The sequence below is a fragment of the Bacillus sp. FSL W8-0640 genome, from assembly GCF_038007725.1.
Classification (GTDB): Bacteria; Bacillota; Bacilli; order Bacillales; family Bacillaceae_G; genus Bacillus_A; species Bacillus_A cereus.
In genome coordinates this window covers 2284997-2306690 of record NZ_JBBOXT010000001.1, presented here as the reverse complement: position 1 = coordinate 2306690, position 21694 = coordinate 2284997, and the positions used below count along the sequence as shown (strand labels likewise).

Below are 21694 nucleotides of genomic sequence, written 5' to 3'. Positions count from 1 at the left end.
AATCACTTCCTTTTTTTAAAGATGGCTTCATATATGTGCGTTACATAAATTCAAATTAACTTTATTAAATTGCAAATACAATAGAAAAGGTGCATATTTACATATCAATGAAAATATACACCTTTCCTCAATAATATCATCAAAGCATTAGTTTCTATTACAAAAAATAGAGAGGATTTACATCATTCTATGAGCAACTCATATAGGTTTCTATGTCTCTATCAAGTAAATTTTCCATTATCCTCTTAAAAATTAATACTCTTGATATATTCATTATTGCCTACACTTTATTTGCAGTTATTGGTCTCCCCTTTTCATTCATAGCGTTGCATCTTTTGCACTCTCTACTTTTCAGTTAATGAAAGGGATGTTTCTTTTATCCCTTCAAATTCATTTAATAGGTACTTAGCTATCTTTTCAACTGCGGGGAAGTCTACTATTTCCTCATGTGATCCAGGGACTGAATACCTATTTACTCTTCCTTTTAATAAAGGTCCCCAATCTGTAAACAACTCTTTTCCTTCCTCAGCACTAAAGTAGATAACTTCTCCAAAGTATGGTATCAAATCATTCTCTGCCATTAAGTTCAGGCATTTCCTATGAGCATTGATAACTTGCTTCAAATTCATAAGATTTGCATCAGGCGGGAGTACTCCTTCCATAATTAATCGCTCCACAAGCATATCTTGCTTATGAACGAGCCCTTCTTCCTGCTCAGTAAGATCTCTAGGAATGAAATGTTCAGATATATATGAGAGCATATCCTCCCTTGTTTTACGATCTTGCTCTGAAGGTACTTTAGTATCCATTAGTATCAACAACTCAACTTCCTCACCTTGATTCTTTAGCACAGTTGCGATTTCATAAGCAATTGCACCGCCTAAAGACCATCCTCCAAGACGATATGGGCCTTCTGGCTGAACACGTTTGATTTCTTCAATGTAAAGTTGAATTAGTTCCGGCAAGGTCAATTCATCAATTTCTTCCTTTTCTATAAGAGGATTCTGTAAACCATAAAATGAACAATGGTTCTTAAGTAATCTTGCTAGTTGAATATAACAGAATACATTCCCCATAAACGGATGAACACAGAAGAAAGGGCTTTTTTCTGATTCTTGTAGTGGAACTAGCGCTGCTACTGATTTCGTCATATCATGCTTATCACGAATAAGGCATGCGATTCCTTCCAATGTTGGATTCTTAATCAATGTTGAAACCTTAATCTCTTTTCCAAACTTCTCCCTAATTTTTGAAACTAATTTAATTACAAGGAGAGAGTGTCCTCCTCTATTAAAGAAATCATCATTTACATAGACATCTTCTATCTGTAACACATCCTGCCAGATTTTAATCAACTGATATTCAATTTCATCCCTTGGAATGATTGGTGTAGAGAAGTTATTTTCTCTATGAATAGTTAAATTGTTCAATGCCTTTCGATCAACTTTGCCATTCGTTGTAAGAGGAATCTCGTCTACCTTAATAAAGTGTGCGGGAACCATATAATTTGGTACTTGTGTCTTGAGATACTCACGCCACTCATGCATACTACCATCTCCAACTACATAAGCAACCAATCTCTGCTCTCCTAATTTATCCTCTGTTGCCAAAACTACTGCTTCTTTTACCAATGGATGCCTCTCTATACTCGCTTCAATCTCTTCAAGTTCAATACGAAAGCCCCTAATTTTCACTTGATTATCAATTCTTCTCAAGTAATCTAAATTACCATCAGGTAAATAACGAACCAAATCTCCCGTACGATATAAACGCTCTTCTTCATTAAATGGATGACAGATGAATCGCTCTGCTGTTAATTCTGGGCGATTCAAGTATTCTCTCGCTATACCTGCACCCCCAATATATAGCTCACCTGTTACACCAACTGGAACAGGTAACAAATTTTTATCCAATACATAAGTTTGAACGTTCGGCAACGGACGTCCAATTGTTACTCTCTTACTATCTTTTTTGATATGATAGCATGTTGCATCAACCGTACATTCTGTAGGACCGTATACGTTATAAAAATCAATCTTTTCAGTCTCTACTAGCTGTTCCCATAATGACGGCATGATTGCTTCACCACCGACCAATATCTTGCTTGGTACATGAACATCAGCACTTATTTCTAGCAATCCTCCATCTATTAGTAATTGAAGTAATGAAGGTGTCATATCAAACATTTCCAATTTATTCTCCCTAATATAGGACACAAATTGTTCTGGATTAGTGCGAACTTCACTTGGAATAATATATAAACTTGAACCATAAAGCAGCATTTGTAATTGCTGAATAGATACATCAAAGGCAATTGATGCATTCAAACCAACGCGCATATTACTAGGTATCTCATGTGAGAAAACTTCTTTTTGTAAACCATATGATAGGTTTATTACAGAATGGTGCTGTACTAAAGCTCCCTTTGGATTCCCTGTCGAACCAGAAGTGTAGATAACATACGCTAAGTTTTCCCCTGTTACCTCACATATTGGTGAAAGTTTGCTTTCTTGAGAAAGCATTGCTTGGTCCCTATCTAGGCAAACTGTCTTAATGTCTTTAGGAATCCAGCCTAGTAATACTTCATTTGTAACTAACACTTTAATTCCTGTGTCTTCTAAAATATATTGTAGGCGGCTTTCCGGATTCGATGGATCTAATGGAACATAGGCTGCTCCAGCCTTCCAAATTCCCATGAGACCAACAACCATCTCAACTGAACGCTCAAAGCAAAGGCCAACTAATGACTCTGTCCCAATTCCACATTTCTGTAAATGATGGGCTAATTGATTAGCTCTTTCATTCAGCTCTCGATATGTTAGTTGCTGTTTTTCATCTACCACTGCCAACGCGTCAGGCGTACGATTTACTTGCTCTTCGAATAGTTGATGGATTGCATTCTCACGTGGATAGGATATAGTATTATTATTCCATTCTTCCAATAGCTTTCTTTGTTCAGCTTCCGTAATATATACTAGCTCCGATAGATTTTGATCAATGTTTTTGAGCATTTGCATTAACACTTTGTGTAAATGACCCAGCATTCGTTCAATGGTTACTCTATTAAACTTACTACGGTCATACATTAACTTTAACGATAACTGGATTCCTGGAACTACAGCTAACCCTAATGGGTAGTGGGTTTGTTCTACCCCTTCCAATTCACCAATTTCCAGATTTTCTGAAGACTCCTCTTTCACTGGATAATTTTCAAACACATATAAACTATTGAATAGCGGTATTCCTCTAGGAACTTCACTCCACCCCTGAATCTCTGTCAAAGAAGCATACTCATATTGTCTTCTTTCTATCTCTTCCTCTTGTATCTTCTGCAACCAATCTATTAATTTTATATCATCCATCAATTGAATTCGCGTCGGTGACGTTGTAATGAAAGGACCTACGATGTTTTCAACATCAATAATCTCCGTAGAACGCCCTGAGCTTGTTACACCAAAAACAATGTCATTTTCTCCACTATATCGGCTCATGAGATATGCCCATGCACCTTGAATTACTGTACTCAAAGTAAGTTTATTGCGTTTCGCCCATCCTTGTAACGCTTGAGTCTGCTCTTCTGATAAATACGTAACCTTCTCTGTGTAACCTTTTTCTTCCTCTTTACTTTCTAAGCCCAGCAAAGTTGGCGCAGTAAAACCTTTTAGCTTCTCTCTCCAGAATTGTTCCGCCTGCTCCTTATCTTGCTCTCTTAACCATTGGATATATTTCTTATATGGTGAGGACTTAGGTAACTTCACAGCTTCTCCATTCATTCTCTTCTGATAGACTGTAAGTAATTCATTAAATACTAATGGTAAACTCCATCCATCCAGTAAAATATGGTGATGGGTCCAAACAATCCGATATTCTTCCTCACCTTCTTGAATGACTGTTACCCGCATCAATGGTGCTTCATCAAATTGGAAGGCTTGTTTTCGATCTAATGCCAAAAAGACTTTTCTTTTTTCCTCTATCTCTTCACTTGTCATTGTACGCCAGTCTTCTTTATTCACTTTAAATGGGATATTTTCATACACCACTTGTACAGGTTCTTCAATTTCGTCCCATACAAATGCTGTACGAAAAATTTCATGCCGCTGAATTACAGATTTCCACGCCTGCTCAAATGTAGGAATATTCATTTTTCCTCGAATCATAAAACTCAATTGCACTATATACGGTGCAACATGTTCATCCCCTTGGTCATGCAATGTGTGGAAAATCATACCTTCTTGCAAAGGTGATAGTGGATATAAATCAGTAATCTGATTGTTCTTTCCGCGATGCATTTTGTTTAGTACATTTGTCAAACCTTCTTGGCTAAGATTAGCCATTGCAAAATCCGAAATGGTCAGTGCAGATTCTCTATCTGAAAATTGAATCAATGTACTCAGTTGATATAGCATATTCTGTGCAATACTTTGAATCGTTGATTTGGCAAATTGTCCAACATTGTATACCCAAGTGAATTGAAGTTTTCCATCCGTTACAACCCCAATTACATCAATTACATGCGATCGCTTGGAACCGGCAGCATGATCTAAACGCTTAAATTCGTTCTCCGGAATAAACATTGCATCGCTAGAAAACATTTGGTCAAATTGTCCAAGATAGTTAAAACTAATAGACGGTGTATATTGGGAGCTTAATTGCTCACACATTGTTGCGTTCATGTAACGCAACACCCCATAATCAACACCCTTATTAGGAATTTTGCGAACTTGTTCTTTAACTGCTTTTAATGCTTCAATTGGCGTATTAGCACTAGTAATATTTAAATGAACTGGGTAAATACTTGTAAACCATCCCACAGTTCTCGATAAATCAACATCTTCAATAATCTCTTCTCGACCATGTCCCTCTAAATCTACGCTCAATATCGGCTGCCCCGTACATGCTGCCGTAGCTTGTACTAATGCTGCTAATAATACTTCATTGATTTGGACACGGTGAGTGCTTAAAGTCTCTTGCAATAACATACGGGTCTCATTCTCATTTAACACCACAGTAATTTCCTCAGTTACTGCGCTTACTGGATTACTTATAGTACCATCTACCGGCAATTTAACTACGTCTTGTTCAGCCTGCTCCTCCCAGTAATGTAGCACTTCTTTTGATAGGCCAGTTTCAGCGTAATGATGTAATTTCTCCGACCATTCTTTAAAAGATGTACTCTTCATAGGTAATTGAATTTTCTGCCCTTGGACTACTTGCGTATATGCTGTTTGCAAATCTTCCAATAAAATTCGCCAAGAAACACCATCCACGGCTAAATGATGAATTGTCCAAAATAATCGGCCAGCGTGCTCACCTTCATCAAAATACACCATTCTCATTAGCGGACCATCATGTAAATTCAAACTTTCTTGTGCAATATTAATCTCTTTTTGAATAACCTGATGCCAATCAGCTTCCGGCACTTCGTCTAATGAAATGACAGTAAGCATCAATTGTTCTTCTATTCCTTCATTCCACTGTTTCCAAACCCCATTAGGTAAACGTTCATATCTTAAACGCAGAGCATCATGATGAAGTAGAAGGTTACCTGCCGCCTTTTCCAGTGATCCTATGTCCAATTTCTCTTTCGTTCTAAAGAACATGGATTGATTCCAATGATGTGGGTTAGGATGATTTTGTGCAAAAAACCTTTGCTGAATAGGTGTAAGTATCGTCTCTCCAGTTATAATTCCCTGTTCAGCTTGTACACCTTGTTCTTCTTTGACTACTTGCGCCAACTCAGCAATTGTTTGGTGTTCAAATATTTGTTTTGGTGTCAATTGTAAACCAACTTGCTTCGCGCGCGAGACAATCTGAATGCTAAGAATTGAATCTCCACCAATTTCAAAGAAGTTATCATTCATACCAATACGTTTTGAACCTAGCACACGTTCCCAAATGATAGAAAGCTTATGTTCACGTTCATTTCTTGGGGCCACGTATCCTTCTTGTGTTCCTTGATAATCTGGTATAGGTAACGATTTCCGATCAATCTTTCCATTTATGGTTAGCGGTAATTCTTTCATTTCGACAAAGTAGGAAGGTATCATATGGATTGGCAGTTTTGTTTTAAGATACTCTCGCCATTCTTCTAAACTGCCTTCGCCCACTACATAAGCTACCAGCCTCTTATCTCCCGACTGATTTTCCCTAACCATTACAACTGCCTCTTTTACTAAGTCATGCTCTTGTAAAGTCGACTCAATCTCTCCAAGTTCAATTCGAAATCCTCTAATCTTCACTTGATTATCCATTCTTCCTAAGTAGTCTATATTACCATCAGGAAGATATCTCACAAGATCACCTGTTCTATATAACCTCTCGCCTTCTTTGAATGGATGAGAAATAAATCGTTCGGATGTTAACTCTGGACGATTCAAGTACCCCCTTGCTAGACCTGCTCCTCCGATATAAAGTTCCCCCATTACACCAACTGGAACTGGCAACCTATTTCTATCTAATACATAAGTTTGGATGTTAGGCAATGGACGTCCAATTGTTACTCTCTTACTATCTTTCTTGATATGATAGCATGTTGCATCAACCGTACATTCTGTAGGACCATATACATTATAAAACTGGATTTTATCAGTCTCTACTAGCTGTTCCCATAATGACGGCATAATTGCTTCACCACCAACCAGTACCTTACTTGGAACATGAACGCCATCGCACGTTTCTAACAATCCGACATCTATAAGTAATTGAAGCAATGAAGGTGTTATATCAAAGATTTCTAACTTGTTCTCCCTAATATAAGCTACAAACTGCTCCGGATCACTTCGTACTTCGCTTGGAATAATATACAAACTTGAACCATAAAGCAGCATTTGTAATTGCTGGATAGATGCATCAAAGGCAATTGACGCATTTAAACCGACATGCATGTTAGATGGTATCTCATGTTCGAAAACCTCTTTTTGTAAACCATACGACAAGTTTAGTACAGAATGATGCTGTATCGAGACACCCTTTGGATTCCCCGTTGATCCTGAAGTATAGATAACATACGCTAAGTCTTCTCCTGTTACTTCACATTTTGGTGAAAGAATGCTTTCTTGTGAAATCATTATTTGATCCCTGTCTAGACAAACTATCTTGATTTCTTTAGGTATCCAATCTTCCAATGACTCGTTCGTAACTAATACTTGAATTCCAGTGTCCTCCAAAATATATCGTAGGCGACTTTCTGGATATGATGGATCCAATGGAACATAGGCTGCTCCAGCCTTCCAGATCCCCATAATACTAACAATCATCTCAACTGAACGCTCAAAGCAAATTCCAACTAATGATTCAGTCCCAATCCCACATTGCTGAAGATAGTGGGCCAATTGATTAGCTTTTTCATTCAGCTCTCGATATGTTAACTGCTGTTTTTCATCTACCACTGCTACCGCATCAGGTGTACGATTTACTCGCTCTTCAAACAGCTGATGAATCGTACTTTCCTGTGGATATGCTACAGTATTATTATTCCACTCCTCCAACTGTTTTTGCTGTAATCCTGATAATATAGGCAACTTAGCTAATGATTTATCAGGATTCTCCACGATTACATTCAACCAGTTCCCAAAATGTTCAGCCATGGATTCAATAGTTAAGCTGTCAAATAAATCAGTTCTATAAACAAAAGTAAGTAATAAACCCTCTTCCACTTCTGCAGCAGTTAAACTTAAATCAAACTTAGCGATCGGAGCATTACTTTCCATTACTTCTATATTTCTTCCATGTAGTTCTGGTAGCTTCTGTCCCGTATTTTGCAAAGTAAACATGGTTTGAAAAATCGGAGAATGGCTTGTATTTCGTTCAGGTTGGATAACCTCTACAATTTTCTCAAACGGAACATCTTGATACTCATACGCCTTCAATGCTTTTATCCGTACTTGAGATAACAACTCTTGAAATGCCGGTGCATTACTTAAATCAGCTCGATAAACCAAAGTGTTGACAAAGAAACCAATTAGCCCCTCAATTTCTTGATAATTTCGATTTGCAATTGGGCTACCAACAATAATATCCGTTTGTCCCGTATAACGAGCAAGGAAACTTTGATACGATGCCAATAAGGTCATGAAAAGTGTGGCCCCTTCTTGACGACTTAGTTCGTTTAATTTATCCAGTAATGAGCGTGACAACAAAACATTATGAGTTAATCCATGATGGGTTTGCACTGGCGGACGCGGACGATCCATTGGCAACATTAAGACTGGTAACTCACCAGATAATTCTTCCTTCCAATATGCAAGCTGTTGATATAGTACTTCATCTTTCAACCAGTCTCTTTGCCACTGAGCAAAATCGGCATATTGAACTGGTAGTGGTTGCAGCTCTGCTTGTTTTTCACCAATCGCATTCTCATAAAATGCCATCCATTCTTGAAGCAAGATTTCCATCGACCACCCATCCGAGATAATATGATGCATATTACACAGAAGAACCCATTCTTCTTCTGAAATTCTTATGAGTTTCCCACGGAATAATGGCCCTTGTTCTAAATCAAATGGAGATTCGACTTCAGTTTGAATCCATTGCTCCAACTTTCTTTCTCGCTCCTCTAATGAAAGCTTAGTTAAGTCCATTTGCAGAAGCGGACGGAAAACGTACGGTTGAATCTGCTGCACAGGATGGCCATCCTCTTCATAAAATACAGTCCGCAAAGATTCATGACGCTCTATCAACTGATTCCATCCCAACTCCAATGCCTCAGGTAACCAATTCCCTGTAAGACGGCATACCATTGGCATATTATAAAGTGCACTATTAGGTGCAAATTGATCAATAAACCATAAGCGCTGTTGGGCATAAGATAGTGGAATATTATTTCCACGTTCCATCGGCACCAATGGTGGAATTTCTCGTTTTTCATTCCCCTTACGTAACTGATCCATTCGTTTCGCTAATGCCTCGATCGTTGAATATTCGAACAGTTCACGTACTGGCAATTTGATTTGAAAGACTTCCTGTAAGCGTGAGACCACTTGTGTAGCAAGTAGAGAGTGACCACCAAGCTCAAAGAAAGAATCCTGAACACCAATGTCTCCTATTCCTAGCACTTGACTCCACACTGAAGCGATAAGTTCTTCCAGCGGAGTTCTTGGGTATACAGTATTTTCAGCGGATTGTTCACTAAGTATAGGCAATGCCTTCAAATCAAGTTTTCCATTCGGTGTAAGTGATAAAAATTCCATCTCAATAAAGTTTGTTGGAACCATGTAATTTGGTAAATGTGTTTGTAGATGTTCTCGCCATTCATGGACACTTCCTTCACCAACTACATAAGCTACTAATCTCTTATCACCTTGATTATCCTCTCGTACCAATACAACTGCTTCTTTCACAGAAGAATGTGCCTGCAAAACAGCTTCTATTTCTCCCAATTCAATCCGGAAACCACGAATTTTTACTTGGTCATCTATACGTCCATGGAACTGGAGATTACCATCAGAAAGATAACTTGCTTTGTCTCCTGTATAATAGAGACGTTCTCCTGACTTGAAAGGATGTGGAATAAATTTTTCCTTTGTAAGATCCGGACGATTAGCATATCCACGTGCAAGACTCTTCCCTCCAATATAGAGATCTCCAATTACGCCAATTGGTACTAGCTGAAGATGAGAATCTAACACATAAACTTCTGTATTTGCAATCGGTCGACCAATCGATGGCGTACCTGTTGTCACTCCTACAGGTACATAACAATCTGTGGTAACAACGGTATTTTCCGATGGACCATACTGATTAATTACCGCAAAAGGAATATCGTTAGATGGGTACTGCGTTAATTGATCCCCACCAGTAATGATAAAACGAAGATCCGTTTTATCTGGCCAAGATAATTTCAAGAGCCTTTCCAGAATAGGCGTAGGTGCAAAGCTAGCTGTTATTCGTGAATCAATGAGCCAGTCCCTTAGTGCTTCTGGATTAATTCTCAGTTCCTCTGTTGACAAGTAGAGTGCTGCGCCAGCAGTTAGATACGGCCAGATCTCCTGGACAGCCGAATCAAAAGCAACCCCTGCAATCTGAGTCGCACGATCCTCTGCTGAAATATGATAAACTTCCTGATGCCAATAAACCATATTCATTAATGAGCGATATTCAACCATTACACCCTTCGGTTTTCCTGTAGAACCAGAGGTATAAACAATATAGGCTAAGTTCTCTGGATTTATTTGACGTGTAGGTGCGATTACGCTTTCCACCGTTAATTCTTCTAACCTCACCATTTCGACGTGTGCGAAATGTCCGTCTTGTCCTTCCGCCGTCACTACAAATTGAATTCCTGCATCTTCAATCATGTATTCTAACCTTGATTTTGGATACAACGGATCTAAAACGACATAAGCTCCACCAGCTTTTAAAATGCCTAGTAAACTTACCATCAGCTCAGCTGATCTCGGAAGATAAACCCCTACCACTGACTCTGGGGCTACTCCCTTTCGCTGTAAAACATTTGCCAACTGATTTGCTTGTGTATCCAATTCACCATAAGTCCACTGTTTTGTTTGATCAACTATCGCAATCGCATCAGGACGCCTTGCTACTTGCTCCTCAAATTTGTCGCAAATAAGACCCTGATGAGACATTTCCATTACAGTGTCATTCCATGTTTCTAATAACAAAGTACGCTCGGTTTCTGATAGCATGCTCAGGTCATGCAACGGATTTTGTGGGCGATGAGAAACTTCATGTAGCCATTTCTCAAAGTGTCCTGCCATCCGTTCAATAGTAGTAGCATTGAATAAATCCTTATTGTACTCAAAAGTAAAAAGTAATCCCTCTTCCGTCTCAACTGCCATTACACTTAAATCAAACTTTGCAATTGGAATATGGCTTTCTATCATTTCAATACTTCTACTAGATAACACCGGTAACTCTTGTTTCATATTTTGCAAGATGAACATAGTCTGGAAAATTGGCGAATGACTTGTACTTCGCTCCGGTTGCACAACTTCTACAATTTTTTCAAATGGAATATCTTGATATTCATACGCCTTCAATGCCTTTTGACGAACCTGATACAGTACATCTTGAAATGTCGGTCTACCACTCAAATTAGCTCGATAAACCAGCGTGTTAGCGAAGAAACCAATTAGTCCTTCAATTTCTCTATAATTCCGATTCGCAATTGGGCTTCCGACCAGAATATCTTCTTGTCCCGTATAACGAGATAGAAAGCTTTGATATGCAGCTAAAAGCGTCATGAAGAGCGTAGCCCCTTCTTTTCGACTAAGTTCATTCAATTTATCATGTAGCGTGCTTGGCAGAACCATAGTGTATGTCGACCCGTGATGAGTTTGTATTGCGAGACGCGGGCGATCCACAGGAAGTTGGAGTACAGGAAGCTCCCCAGACAATTCTTCCCTCCAATATTGGAGTTGTTGATCAAGCACCTCCTCCTTTAACCATCCTTTTTGCCACTGAGCAAAGTCGGCATATTGAACCGGTAATGGTTCAAGTTCCGCTACCTTTCCATCCGTTACTTTCTCATAAAATGCCATCCATTCTTCAAGTAGGATTCCCATTGACCATCCATCTGAAATGATATGATGTAGAGTACAAAGGAGTATCCATTCTTCCTCTCCCACGTGCAAAATACTTGTCCTGATTAATGGACCCTCTGTTAAATCAAATGGTACTTCTGTTTCTTGTTGAATTAAACGTTTAACTTCTTCTTCTTGATCTTCAGAAGAAAGCATAGTTAAATCCGTTTTCGGAATTGATTGAAAAGCATACGGTTCAATTTGCTGTACGGGTTGACCATTCACCTCTTGAAAGACCGTCCGCAGTGATTCATGACGTTCTATTAGTTGATTCCATCCCGTTTCCAATGCTTCAAGTAGCCAATTCCCTGTAAGACGGCATACCATTGGCATATTGTAAAGGGCACTATTAGGTGTAAATTGATCAATAAACCATAAACGTTGTTGGGCATAAGATAGTGGAATAGCTTCTCCTCGTTTCATTGGTATTAGTGGCGGAATCTCTCGTTTTTTATCTCCTTTACGTAACTGTTCTAATCGCTTTGCCAGTGACTCCACCGTTGTATATTCAAATAGTTCACGTACTGGTAATTCGATTTGAAAAATTCTCTGTAAACGTGACACTACTTGAGTAGCTAGTAGTGAATGACCACCGATTTCAAAAAAGGAATCCTGAACACTAATATTTTTTATTCCTAACACTTGGCTCCAAACGGAAACGATGAGCTCCTCCACTGGTGTTCGTGATGAAGTAATATCTTCACTTATGAACTGTTCTTCTAATTCCAATAATGCTTTCCGATTCACTTTACCATTTGGAGTGAGTGGCATACCTTCAATTTGGAAAAAGTATGCCGGAACCATATAATGTGGTAATTGCTTCTTGAGATATTCACGCCATTCTCCAGCATCCCCTTCACCCACTACATAAGCTACTAACTGCTTATCTCCTGGTCGTTCTTCCTTCACCAACACGACTGCCTCTTTTACAGATGAGTGATCATGTAAAGCTGCTTCAATTTCTCCCAATTCAATTCGGAATCCTCTAATTTTAACTTGGTTATCTATTCTTCCAATATATTCTAAGTTACGATCATTCATATATCTCACCAAGTCACCCGTTCGATATAATCGTTCCCCGTCCTTAAAAGGATGCGGAATAAAACGTTCAGTAGTTAAATCCGGTCGATTGAAGTAGCCACGTGCCAATCCTACTCCTCCAAGGTAAAGTTCCCCTGCCACACCAATCGGGACCACTTGTTGATATTGATCTAACACATACAACTCTGTATTATCAATTGGACGACCAATCGGAATAATCATTGCTTCTTTTTCTAAATCACAATCGTAATAAGTCACATCCACAGTCGCTTCAGTAGGACCATACAAGTTAATTAACTTTGTTTGCTGAACATTGTAAAAGATCCCCTTAAACCGGCGAACATGCTCAGTGTTTAACGCTTCTCCACTAGTAAAAACTTGAATTAAAGACGATACATCCCTTTTCGAATTATATAGTTCCATATAATCTAAGAAAGTAGATAACATCGACGGAACAAAGTGTATGGTGGACACGCGATATCGTTCAATATACTCCTCAATCACCGCAGGATCTTTCTCTCCTCCTGGTGGAAGTAAACAAACACGTGCTCCTACAAATGACCACCAAAATAATTCCCATACAGAAACATCAAATGAAAACGGTGTCTTTTGTAGGATTGTATCCTCCTCGGACAATGGGTATTTTTTCTGCATCCACTGTAGGCGGTTGATAACGGAATGATGTTCAATCATTACCCCCTTTGGATTTCCCGTCGAACCCGAAGTGTATATAATATAGGCTAAGTTATTTGCTGTTACTCCACTTACCGGAGCTAAATTACTCTCTTTAGAAATCATCACTTGATCCCGGTCTAAACAAATTGCTTGAATATCTTTAGGTAACCAGTCCTGTAGTGCCTCTTTTGTTAACAGCACTTGAATTTGTGAATTCTCCAAAATATATCTCAGGCGGTTTTCAGGATAACTTGGGTCCAGTGGGACATAAGCCCCACCTGCCTTCAAAATCCCAAAGAGACCGATAATCATATCAGGAGAACGTTCAATACATATACCAACCAATGATTCAGGTCCGATACCTCGTTTTTGTAGAAAATGTGCCAATTGATTCGATTTTTCATTTAGTTCTTGATACGTTAGCTTTCCACCCTCATAAACTACCGCCACTGCGTCAGGTGTCCGTGCAACTTGCTGCTCAAATAGCTCATGAATCATACAATCATGACCATAAACTACGTCCGTATCATTCCATTCTTCTAGGAGTTGTTTTTGCTCAGTATCCGATAACATTGACAGCTTTGTATATGATTCATCTGGATGATACGTGATTTCATTTAGCCAGTTCTCAAAATGTCCTGCCATACGTGCAATGGTACTACTATCAAATAAATCCGTGTTGTATTCAAATGAGACGAATAGACCTTCTTCCACTTCATAGGCAGTTAAGCTCAAATCAAATTTAGCAATAGACATATTACTTTCTACCATTTCAATACTTCTATCAGGCAAATCTAGTCGTTCTTGTTTTATATTCTGTAGCGTAAACATGGTCTGAAATATAGGAGAATGACTCATGCTTCGTTCAGGTTGCACAGCTTCTACCACTTTTTCAAATGGTATATCTTGATATTCGTAAGCTTTTAACGCCTTTTTCTTTGTTTGGTTCAAAATCTCCCGAAAAGTAGGGGTGCCACTCAAATCTGATCGATAAACCAACGTATTAACAAAGAAACCAATTAACCCTTCTACTCCCTTATGGTTCCGATTTGCAATCGGGCTACCAACTAGAATATCTTTTTGTCCCGTATAACGAGCAAGAAAGCTCTGGTATGCGGCCATTAAAGTCATAAATAAAGTAGATCCTTCTTGTCGACTTATATCCTTCAATTGACTGAGCAATTTATAAGGAAAAATCACATGATGCGCAGCCCCAGAGTAAGTCTGCTTAACCGGTCGAGGTCGATCCACTGGCAGTTGTAAGATAGGAAGCTCACCAGACAATTCTTCCTGCCAATACGTAAGCTGACGATTTAGCACATCACCTTGCAACCACCCCTTTTGCCACTTCGCAAAGTCTGCATATTGAATAGATAATGAACTTAATTTAGCAGGATTTCCGCCCGTTTCTTCTTCATAGAAAGCAAGGAATTCATTCATGAATATACCAATGGACCAAGCATCAGAAATAATATGATGCATCGTACACAGTAATAACCATTCATCCTTCTCTAATTGAACAAGCTGATTACGAATTAAAGGACCATTCATTAAATCAAATGGTTCTTGCGCTTCTCTCGCAATTAAACTATCTACCTCTTTTTCTTTTACTTCTAGAGGAAGTTGAGAGTAATCCCTTACAGGTAATGCTCTAGGAAGGAATTCGACAATTTGTTGCACAGGCTGTTCTCCTATTTCTTTAAAAACAGTTCGTAATGATTCATGACGTTCAATGAGTCGATTGAATCCCTTCTCTAATGCTTCAGGTATCCAATTTCCTTTTAGATGCCATACGGTTGGAATATTATATAAAGAACTGTTTGGGTTAAATCTGTCCATAAACCACAAACGTTGTTGTGCATAAGACAACGGGAGTGCTTCTTTATTCTCCTTTTTTTGCATTTGCTTCTGAAGCCATGCTCTCTTCTCAGGAGAAAGTGAACTCAGCTTTGCAAGTAAATCACTTCTCATTTTTTTACCCCTTCCTCAATCAAATTACTCTCAAATATCCCTTGTGCTTCTTCCTCTGATAACTCTTCTAATTGCTTAAGCAGTTCCAGTAATTCTTCATCATTACTCACTTCTGCTTCTTTTTGAATATAATCTTGAAGGCTTATATTCTCCTTACTATCATTCTGCATTTCTTGATTTTTGTTATCGAGCAATTGATCAATCTGTTCTGCCAATTGCTGCACCGTATGAAACATAAATAAATCATGCAATGGTATCTCGATTCCAAAAGCCTCTTTAAGATTGGAAACAGCTTGCGTAGCAAGTAATGAATGTCCACCAATTTCAAAAAACGAATCTTGAATTCCGATGTTTTCCATGCCTAAAACTTCATGCCATATCGAAACAATTGTTTTTTCCGTAGACGTACGAGGAGCAATATAACAACTCGCTATCTCCTGCTTCTCTGGTGCTGGTAAAGCCTTCCTATCAATTTTTCCATTAGGAGTGAGTGGAAATGCATTTAATCCAACAAAATAGGATGGAATCATATAATTTGGTAGTTGGTCCTTGAGATAATCACGCCACTTTTGAGAATCACCGTCTCCTACAACATAGGCAATCAAACGTGGATCGCCAGGATAATCTTCCCGCACCATCACAATAGCTTCGTTAACTAATGTATGCTTTTGTAATACCGCTTCGATTTCTCCTAGTTCAATCCGGAACCCACGAATTTTCACCTGATGATCAATTCGTCCAACATACTCCAAATTTCCATCCGGCAAATACCTTACTAGATCTCCAGTCCGGTATACTCGCTCGTCTTCTTTAAACGGATGCGGTATAAATCGATTTTTCGTTAAGTCAGGGCGTTTTAAATATCCACGTGCTAACCCTGATCCACCAATGTACAACTCACCAACTACACCAATTGGAACCATTTTTTGTTCAGCACTCAATACATATACTTCTGTATTGAAGATTGGTTTACCAATTGGTGGTACCCTATGCATGACACCCTTTTCTAATTCCAGATACGTGGAATACGTAGTATCTTCAGACGGTCCATATAAGTTGAACACCTTCTCAATCGTACTTCTCTCGTATAAATCTTGAACAAGCGGATATGGTAACGGTTCTCCAGCCAAATTCATTACCTTTACTGAAGAAGGAATTGTTTTTGCTCGAACCAGTTCCTTTGCTGCCGATGGCACAGTATTAACCAAAGTCACACCTTTGGTAGACAACTTGTCTAGATGTAGAGCATTTTCAGCGACAATCACCTTACCACCCATCGTTAAGGGAACAAATACTTCAAAAACGGATAAATCAAAAGATAGTGAAGTTGAAGCTAATACTCCCGCTAATTCCTTTCGAGAATACGTATGATGCGCCCAATGAATCATTGTTACTGTATTCCTGTGCTCAATCATTACTCCCTTTGGATTTCCCGTGGAACCTGAAGTATAGATAATATAGGCTAAGTTATCACCCGTCACTTCACTCGTGCATACCGTAGTAACTTCTTGTTCTATTTCTGCTCGATTACGATCAATACAAATGACGTTAACGAATGTAGGTATAACCATTTTTTGTTGTAACTTTTCCTGTGTCACCAGTACCTTTATTTGAGCATCTTCTAAAATGTACTGCAGTCGACTTTCCGGATACGCTGGATCAATTGGGACATATGCTCCTCCCGCCTTCATAATTCCTAAGAGACCGACAATCATCTCGGATGAACGTGTAACGCAAATCCCAACCAATGTTTCGCATGTTACACCATTTTTTTGTAAATAATGTGCCAACTGATTCGAGCGTTCGTCCAACTCTCGATATGTTAGTTCTTCATCTTCGCACACTACTGCAATTGCTTCTGGTGTTTTTTCCACTTGTTCTTCAAACATTGTATGAATCGTACTATCTTCTATATCTATAACGGCTGATTCATTCCATTCCTCTAGTAGTTGCTTATATTCCACTTTCGATAACATATTCAATTCTGATAATAAACATTTTGGATAAGAGGCAATTTGATTTAACCAATGTTCAAAATGATTTACCATACGTTTAATGGTTGTATCATTAAACAAATCAGTATTATATTCAAAGGTTAGTGATAATCCTTCTTCCGTCTCAGAAGCAAATAAACTCAAATCAAATTTGGCAACAGAAACATGGCTTTCCATGAGTTCCATTTGTCTTTCGGATAGCTGAAGAAACTCTTGTTTCGTATTCTGTAAAGTAAACATAGTTTGGAATATTGGTGAATGACTTGTATTCCGTTCAGGTTTTACGGATTCTACCACTTTCTCAAATGGGATGTCCTGATACTCGTATGCTTTTAGTGCTTTTTTTCTTATCTGCGACAATAGTTCTTGGAACGTCGGATTTCCACTGAAATCAGCTCGATAAACTAACGTATTTGCAAAGAATCCTATTAATCCCTCAATCTCTTTCACATTTCGATTAGCGATGGGGCTTCCAACTATAATGTCGTCCTGTCCTGTATAACGAGAAAGGAAGCTTTGATACGCTGCCATCAATGTCATAAATAAAGTGCATCCTTCTTGCAAACTTAAATCTTTGAGCTTTTCCTGTAAGGAATTCGCCACTATTAAGGACTGACTTGCACCACGATGGGTTTGAACTGCAGGTCGAGGACGATCCATCGGTAATTGTAAAACCGGTAGTTCCCCAGATAATTCTTCCTTCCAATATTGAAGATGCTGATTCAAACTCTCCTCTTTTTGCCATTCCTTCTGCCACATAACAAAATCTGCATATTGGATAGATAACTCCTTCAATTCCACTGGTTTTCCGGTTAGTGCTCCTTCATAAAAAGCCATCCATTCTTCAAGTAAGATTCCCATTGACCATCCATCTGAAATAATATGATGCATCGTACAAATGAGAACCCATTCTTCCCTGTCCACTTTCAATATTCGTGTTCGAATCAGAGGACCTTGTCCAAAATGAAATGGTTCCTCCGCCTCGTTTTGAATAAGGCGTTTCATTTCTCTTTCCCTATCTTCCAAAGAAAGATCTGTTAGATTCGTTTGAGGAATATGCCTGAACACATGAGATTGAACTTGTTGAAAAGGTTCACCCTCTTGTTCTAGAATTGTCGTCCTTAATGATTCATGACGCTCCAACAATTGATTCCATCCGACCTCCAATGCTTCAATTGACCATTCACCTGTTAAGCGACACGCTGCATGAATATTGTACATAGCACTATTTGGCATTAATTGATCAATAAACCATAGACGTTTCTGCGCATAGGAAAGTGGGATAACTTCTTCTCGTTTCATAGGTACAAGAGGAGCAACCTCTCGTTTTTTATCTTCTTTTCGTAACTGATCCACTCGTTTCGCCAATGCTTCCACTGTATCGTGCTTGAAAAGTTCACGTAATGGAATTTTAATTTGGAACATTTCTTGCAATCTAGAGACAATTTGAGTAGCAAGTAGTGAGTGCCCACCACGTTCAAAGAAGGAATCCTGAATGCCAATATTTTCTGTTCCTAACACTTGACTCCAAACCGAGGCAATAAGCTCTTCCGATGGCGTCCGAGGTAGCACATTTAAATCTTCAATAGCTTGCTCATCAGGTGCTGGCAAGGCCTTTCGGTCAATTTTCCCATTTGGAGTAAGCGGGAAGTGTTCTAAATCTATAAAGTGCGCTGGAATCATATGATTTGGTAATTGTTTTTGTAAATACTCTCTCCACTCCTCGGTATTTCCATCGCTTATTACATATGCAACCAATCGTTGATCACCTGGACGATCTTCTCTAACTAATACGACAGCCTCTTTAATAAACGAACATTTTTCTAAAGTCGCTTCAATTTCTCCTAATTCAATCCTAAAACCACGCATTTTGACTTGGTGGTCCATTCTACCTATAAATTCTAAATTCCCATCAGTTAAATATCTTACTGAATCTCCTGTTCGATATAGTCGTTCCCCAAATCGATATGGATGCGAAACGAATTTTTCAGCAGTAAGATTCGGACGATTTAAGTATCCACGTGCTAAACCAGCACCACCAATATATAACTCACCCTCAATTCCTATTGATTGCAAGCGTTGATTTTGGTCTAATACATATAATTGCGTGTTCTGTATTGGCTGCCCAATAGAAACAAATTCTTGATTAGGCTGAATATCAAATGCATTCACATAAATAGTGGCTTCAGTTGGCCCATAAAAGTTGGTTAATTTCACTTGTCCACTATAATTCCATTTCTGTTGAAATCGTCTAACCAACCCTGAACTTAGTTCTTCTCCACCAGAAAATACATGGCGTACGGACGAACAATTCATGTTCAATTCAATATGATTGAAGTGGTCTAAGAAAACAGATAACATCGAAGGTACAAATTGAACTATAGTAACCTGATGTTGTTTAATCACTTCAGCTATAATAGAAGGATCTTTTTCTCCACCTGGAGGTAGGAAAGATACACTTGCACCAACGTGAATGCCCCAAAACAATTCCCAAACAGAGACATCAAATGAGAATGGCGTTTTCTGCAAGACCACATCCTTTTCAGAAAGCGGATATTTATGTTGCATCCATTCTAGATAATTAATTACTGAATGATGCTCAATCATTACTCCCTTTGGATTCCCTGTAGATCCTGAAGTATACATAACATACGCTAAATTTTCTCCTGTTACACCACTTATACATGGGGTTGATTCTTCTTTTTCAATTGCAGTGTAATCTTTATTCATACAAATCGTTTCTATATTTTCAGATACAAACAAATTTTTAGAATCCTCTTCCGTCACTAGTACTTCGATTCCAGCATCCTCTAATATATATCGAAGTCGACTCTCTGGATAAGTAGGGTCAAGTGGAACATACGCTGCTCCTGATTTTAGAATACCTAATAACGCTATCATCATTTGTAATGAACGTTCCATATATACTCCAACTAGAGACTCTGGGCCTACACCATGCTTTTGTAGATAATGAGCTAGCTGATTTGCACGCTTCTCCAACTCTTTATAGGTAATTTGTTCATTTTCGTAACTAGCCGCGATTGCTTCCGGTGTTTTTTTAACTTGCTCCTCAAACATCGTATGAATCATGCCTTCAGCCGAATAATTAAATTGAGTATGATTCCATTCCTCTAGTAACTGTATCTGTTCTTCTTCTGTTAAATGAGTAATTTCAAATAGTTTTGAATCTAGGCTCTTCGTCATCTGAATTAATATTTGCAATAAGTGATTCTGAATCAGATTTATTGTTTCTTCATTAAAATAGCTTCGATCATACATCAACTTTAAAGTAATTTTCTTACCGGGCATTACAATGAGTGTTAAAGGATAATTTGTTTGTTCCGTGCTTGTAACATCTAGTAATCTTAAATCATCATTTCTCTCACCTTGAATTGGATAATTTTCAAACACATACAAGGTATGGAATAAGGAGCTATTTCGCGGAACCTCACTCCAGCCTTGAATATCTATCAACGAATTATACTCATACTGTCTTCGTTCCATTTCTTTCATTTGTATTTTACGAAGCCAATCTACTACTGATGTATTATCCGTTAATCGAATTCTGGTAGGTAATGTGTTAATAAATAGCCCCACCATATTCTCTGCTCCCATTAAATCAGTAGGACGTCCAGCGCTAGTTACGCCAAATACGACGTCACTGTCACCGCTATACCTACTCATCAAATAAGCCCATGCACCTTGTACTAACGTATTCAACGTTAATCGACTATTTCGTACCCACTCTTGTAACTTCTCAGTAAGTTTCTCAGATACTTGATAAACACACTCTCCATAGCCCTTCTCTTGTCCTTGATCCTTTCTTTCCATTGCTAATGGCGTAGGTGCATAGAACCCTTTTAATTCTTCTTTCCAAAATTCCTCTGCTTGACTTTGATCTTGTTTATTTATCCACTGGATATATTTTTTATAAGGAAGAGATTTAGGAAGAGTCAATAATTCTCCCTTTATCATCTTGAGATAAACTTCCATCACTTCACTAAAGACCAATGACACACTCCATCCATCTAGCAAAATATGATGATGTGTCCAAATAATTCTCGTTTCCTCTTTTGCTTCTTTAATCGCAGTGACTCTCATCAATGGTGCTTCATCCAATAAAAATCCTTTTCTACGATCTACATTCAAAAACTGTTGTAATTTCTTCACCCTTTCCTCATGTGGATAGGTGCTCCAATCCTCTTGATGAATAGTAAAAGGAAGACGTTGGTAAACCGCTTGTAGTGGCTTTTCTACTTCCTCCCATACAAATACTGAACGTAAAACCTCATGTCGATTAATAACATATTCCCAAGCCTTTTCAAAAGTATCAACATCCAATTGCCCCCCGAGCAAGAAACCTACTTGTACAATATAGGAAAAAGAATGTTCATCATCTTGATCGTATAAAGTATGAAACAGTATTCCTTTTTGCAAAGGTGATAAACCATATATATCAATAACGTCTCCCAT

Annotated in this window: 2 protein-coding genes; both read right to left on the bottom strand. The window is 38.5% G+C overall.

Going from position 1 to position 21694, the window contains the following annotated elements; genetic code table 11:
- Nucleotides 1–344: 344 nt before the first annotated feature.
- Nucleotides 345–15227: a non-ribosomal peptide synthetase gene (locus N2V80_RS11915; protein WP_061655512.1), complete on the bottom strand. Its 14883-nt coding sequence runs from the start codon at nucleotides 15225–15227 to the stop codon at nucleotides 345–347.
- A complete protein-coding gene (locus tag N2V80_RS11910) occupies nucleotides 15224–21694 on the bottom strand; it encodes a non-ribosomal peptide synthetase (RefSeq protein WP_000503037.1) in 6471 nt (2156 codons plus the stop codon). The genes N2V80_RS11915 and N2V80_RS11910 overlap by 4 nt, the downstream gene beginning before the upstream one ends.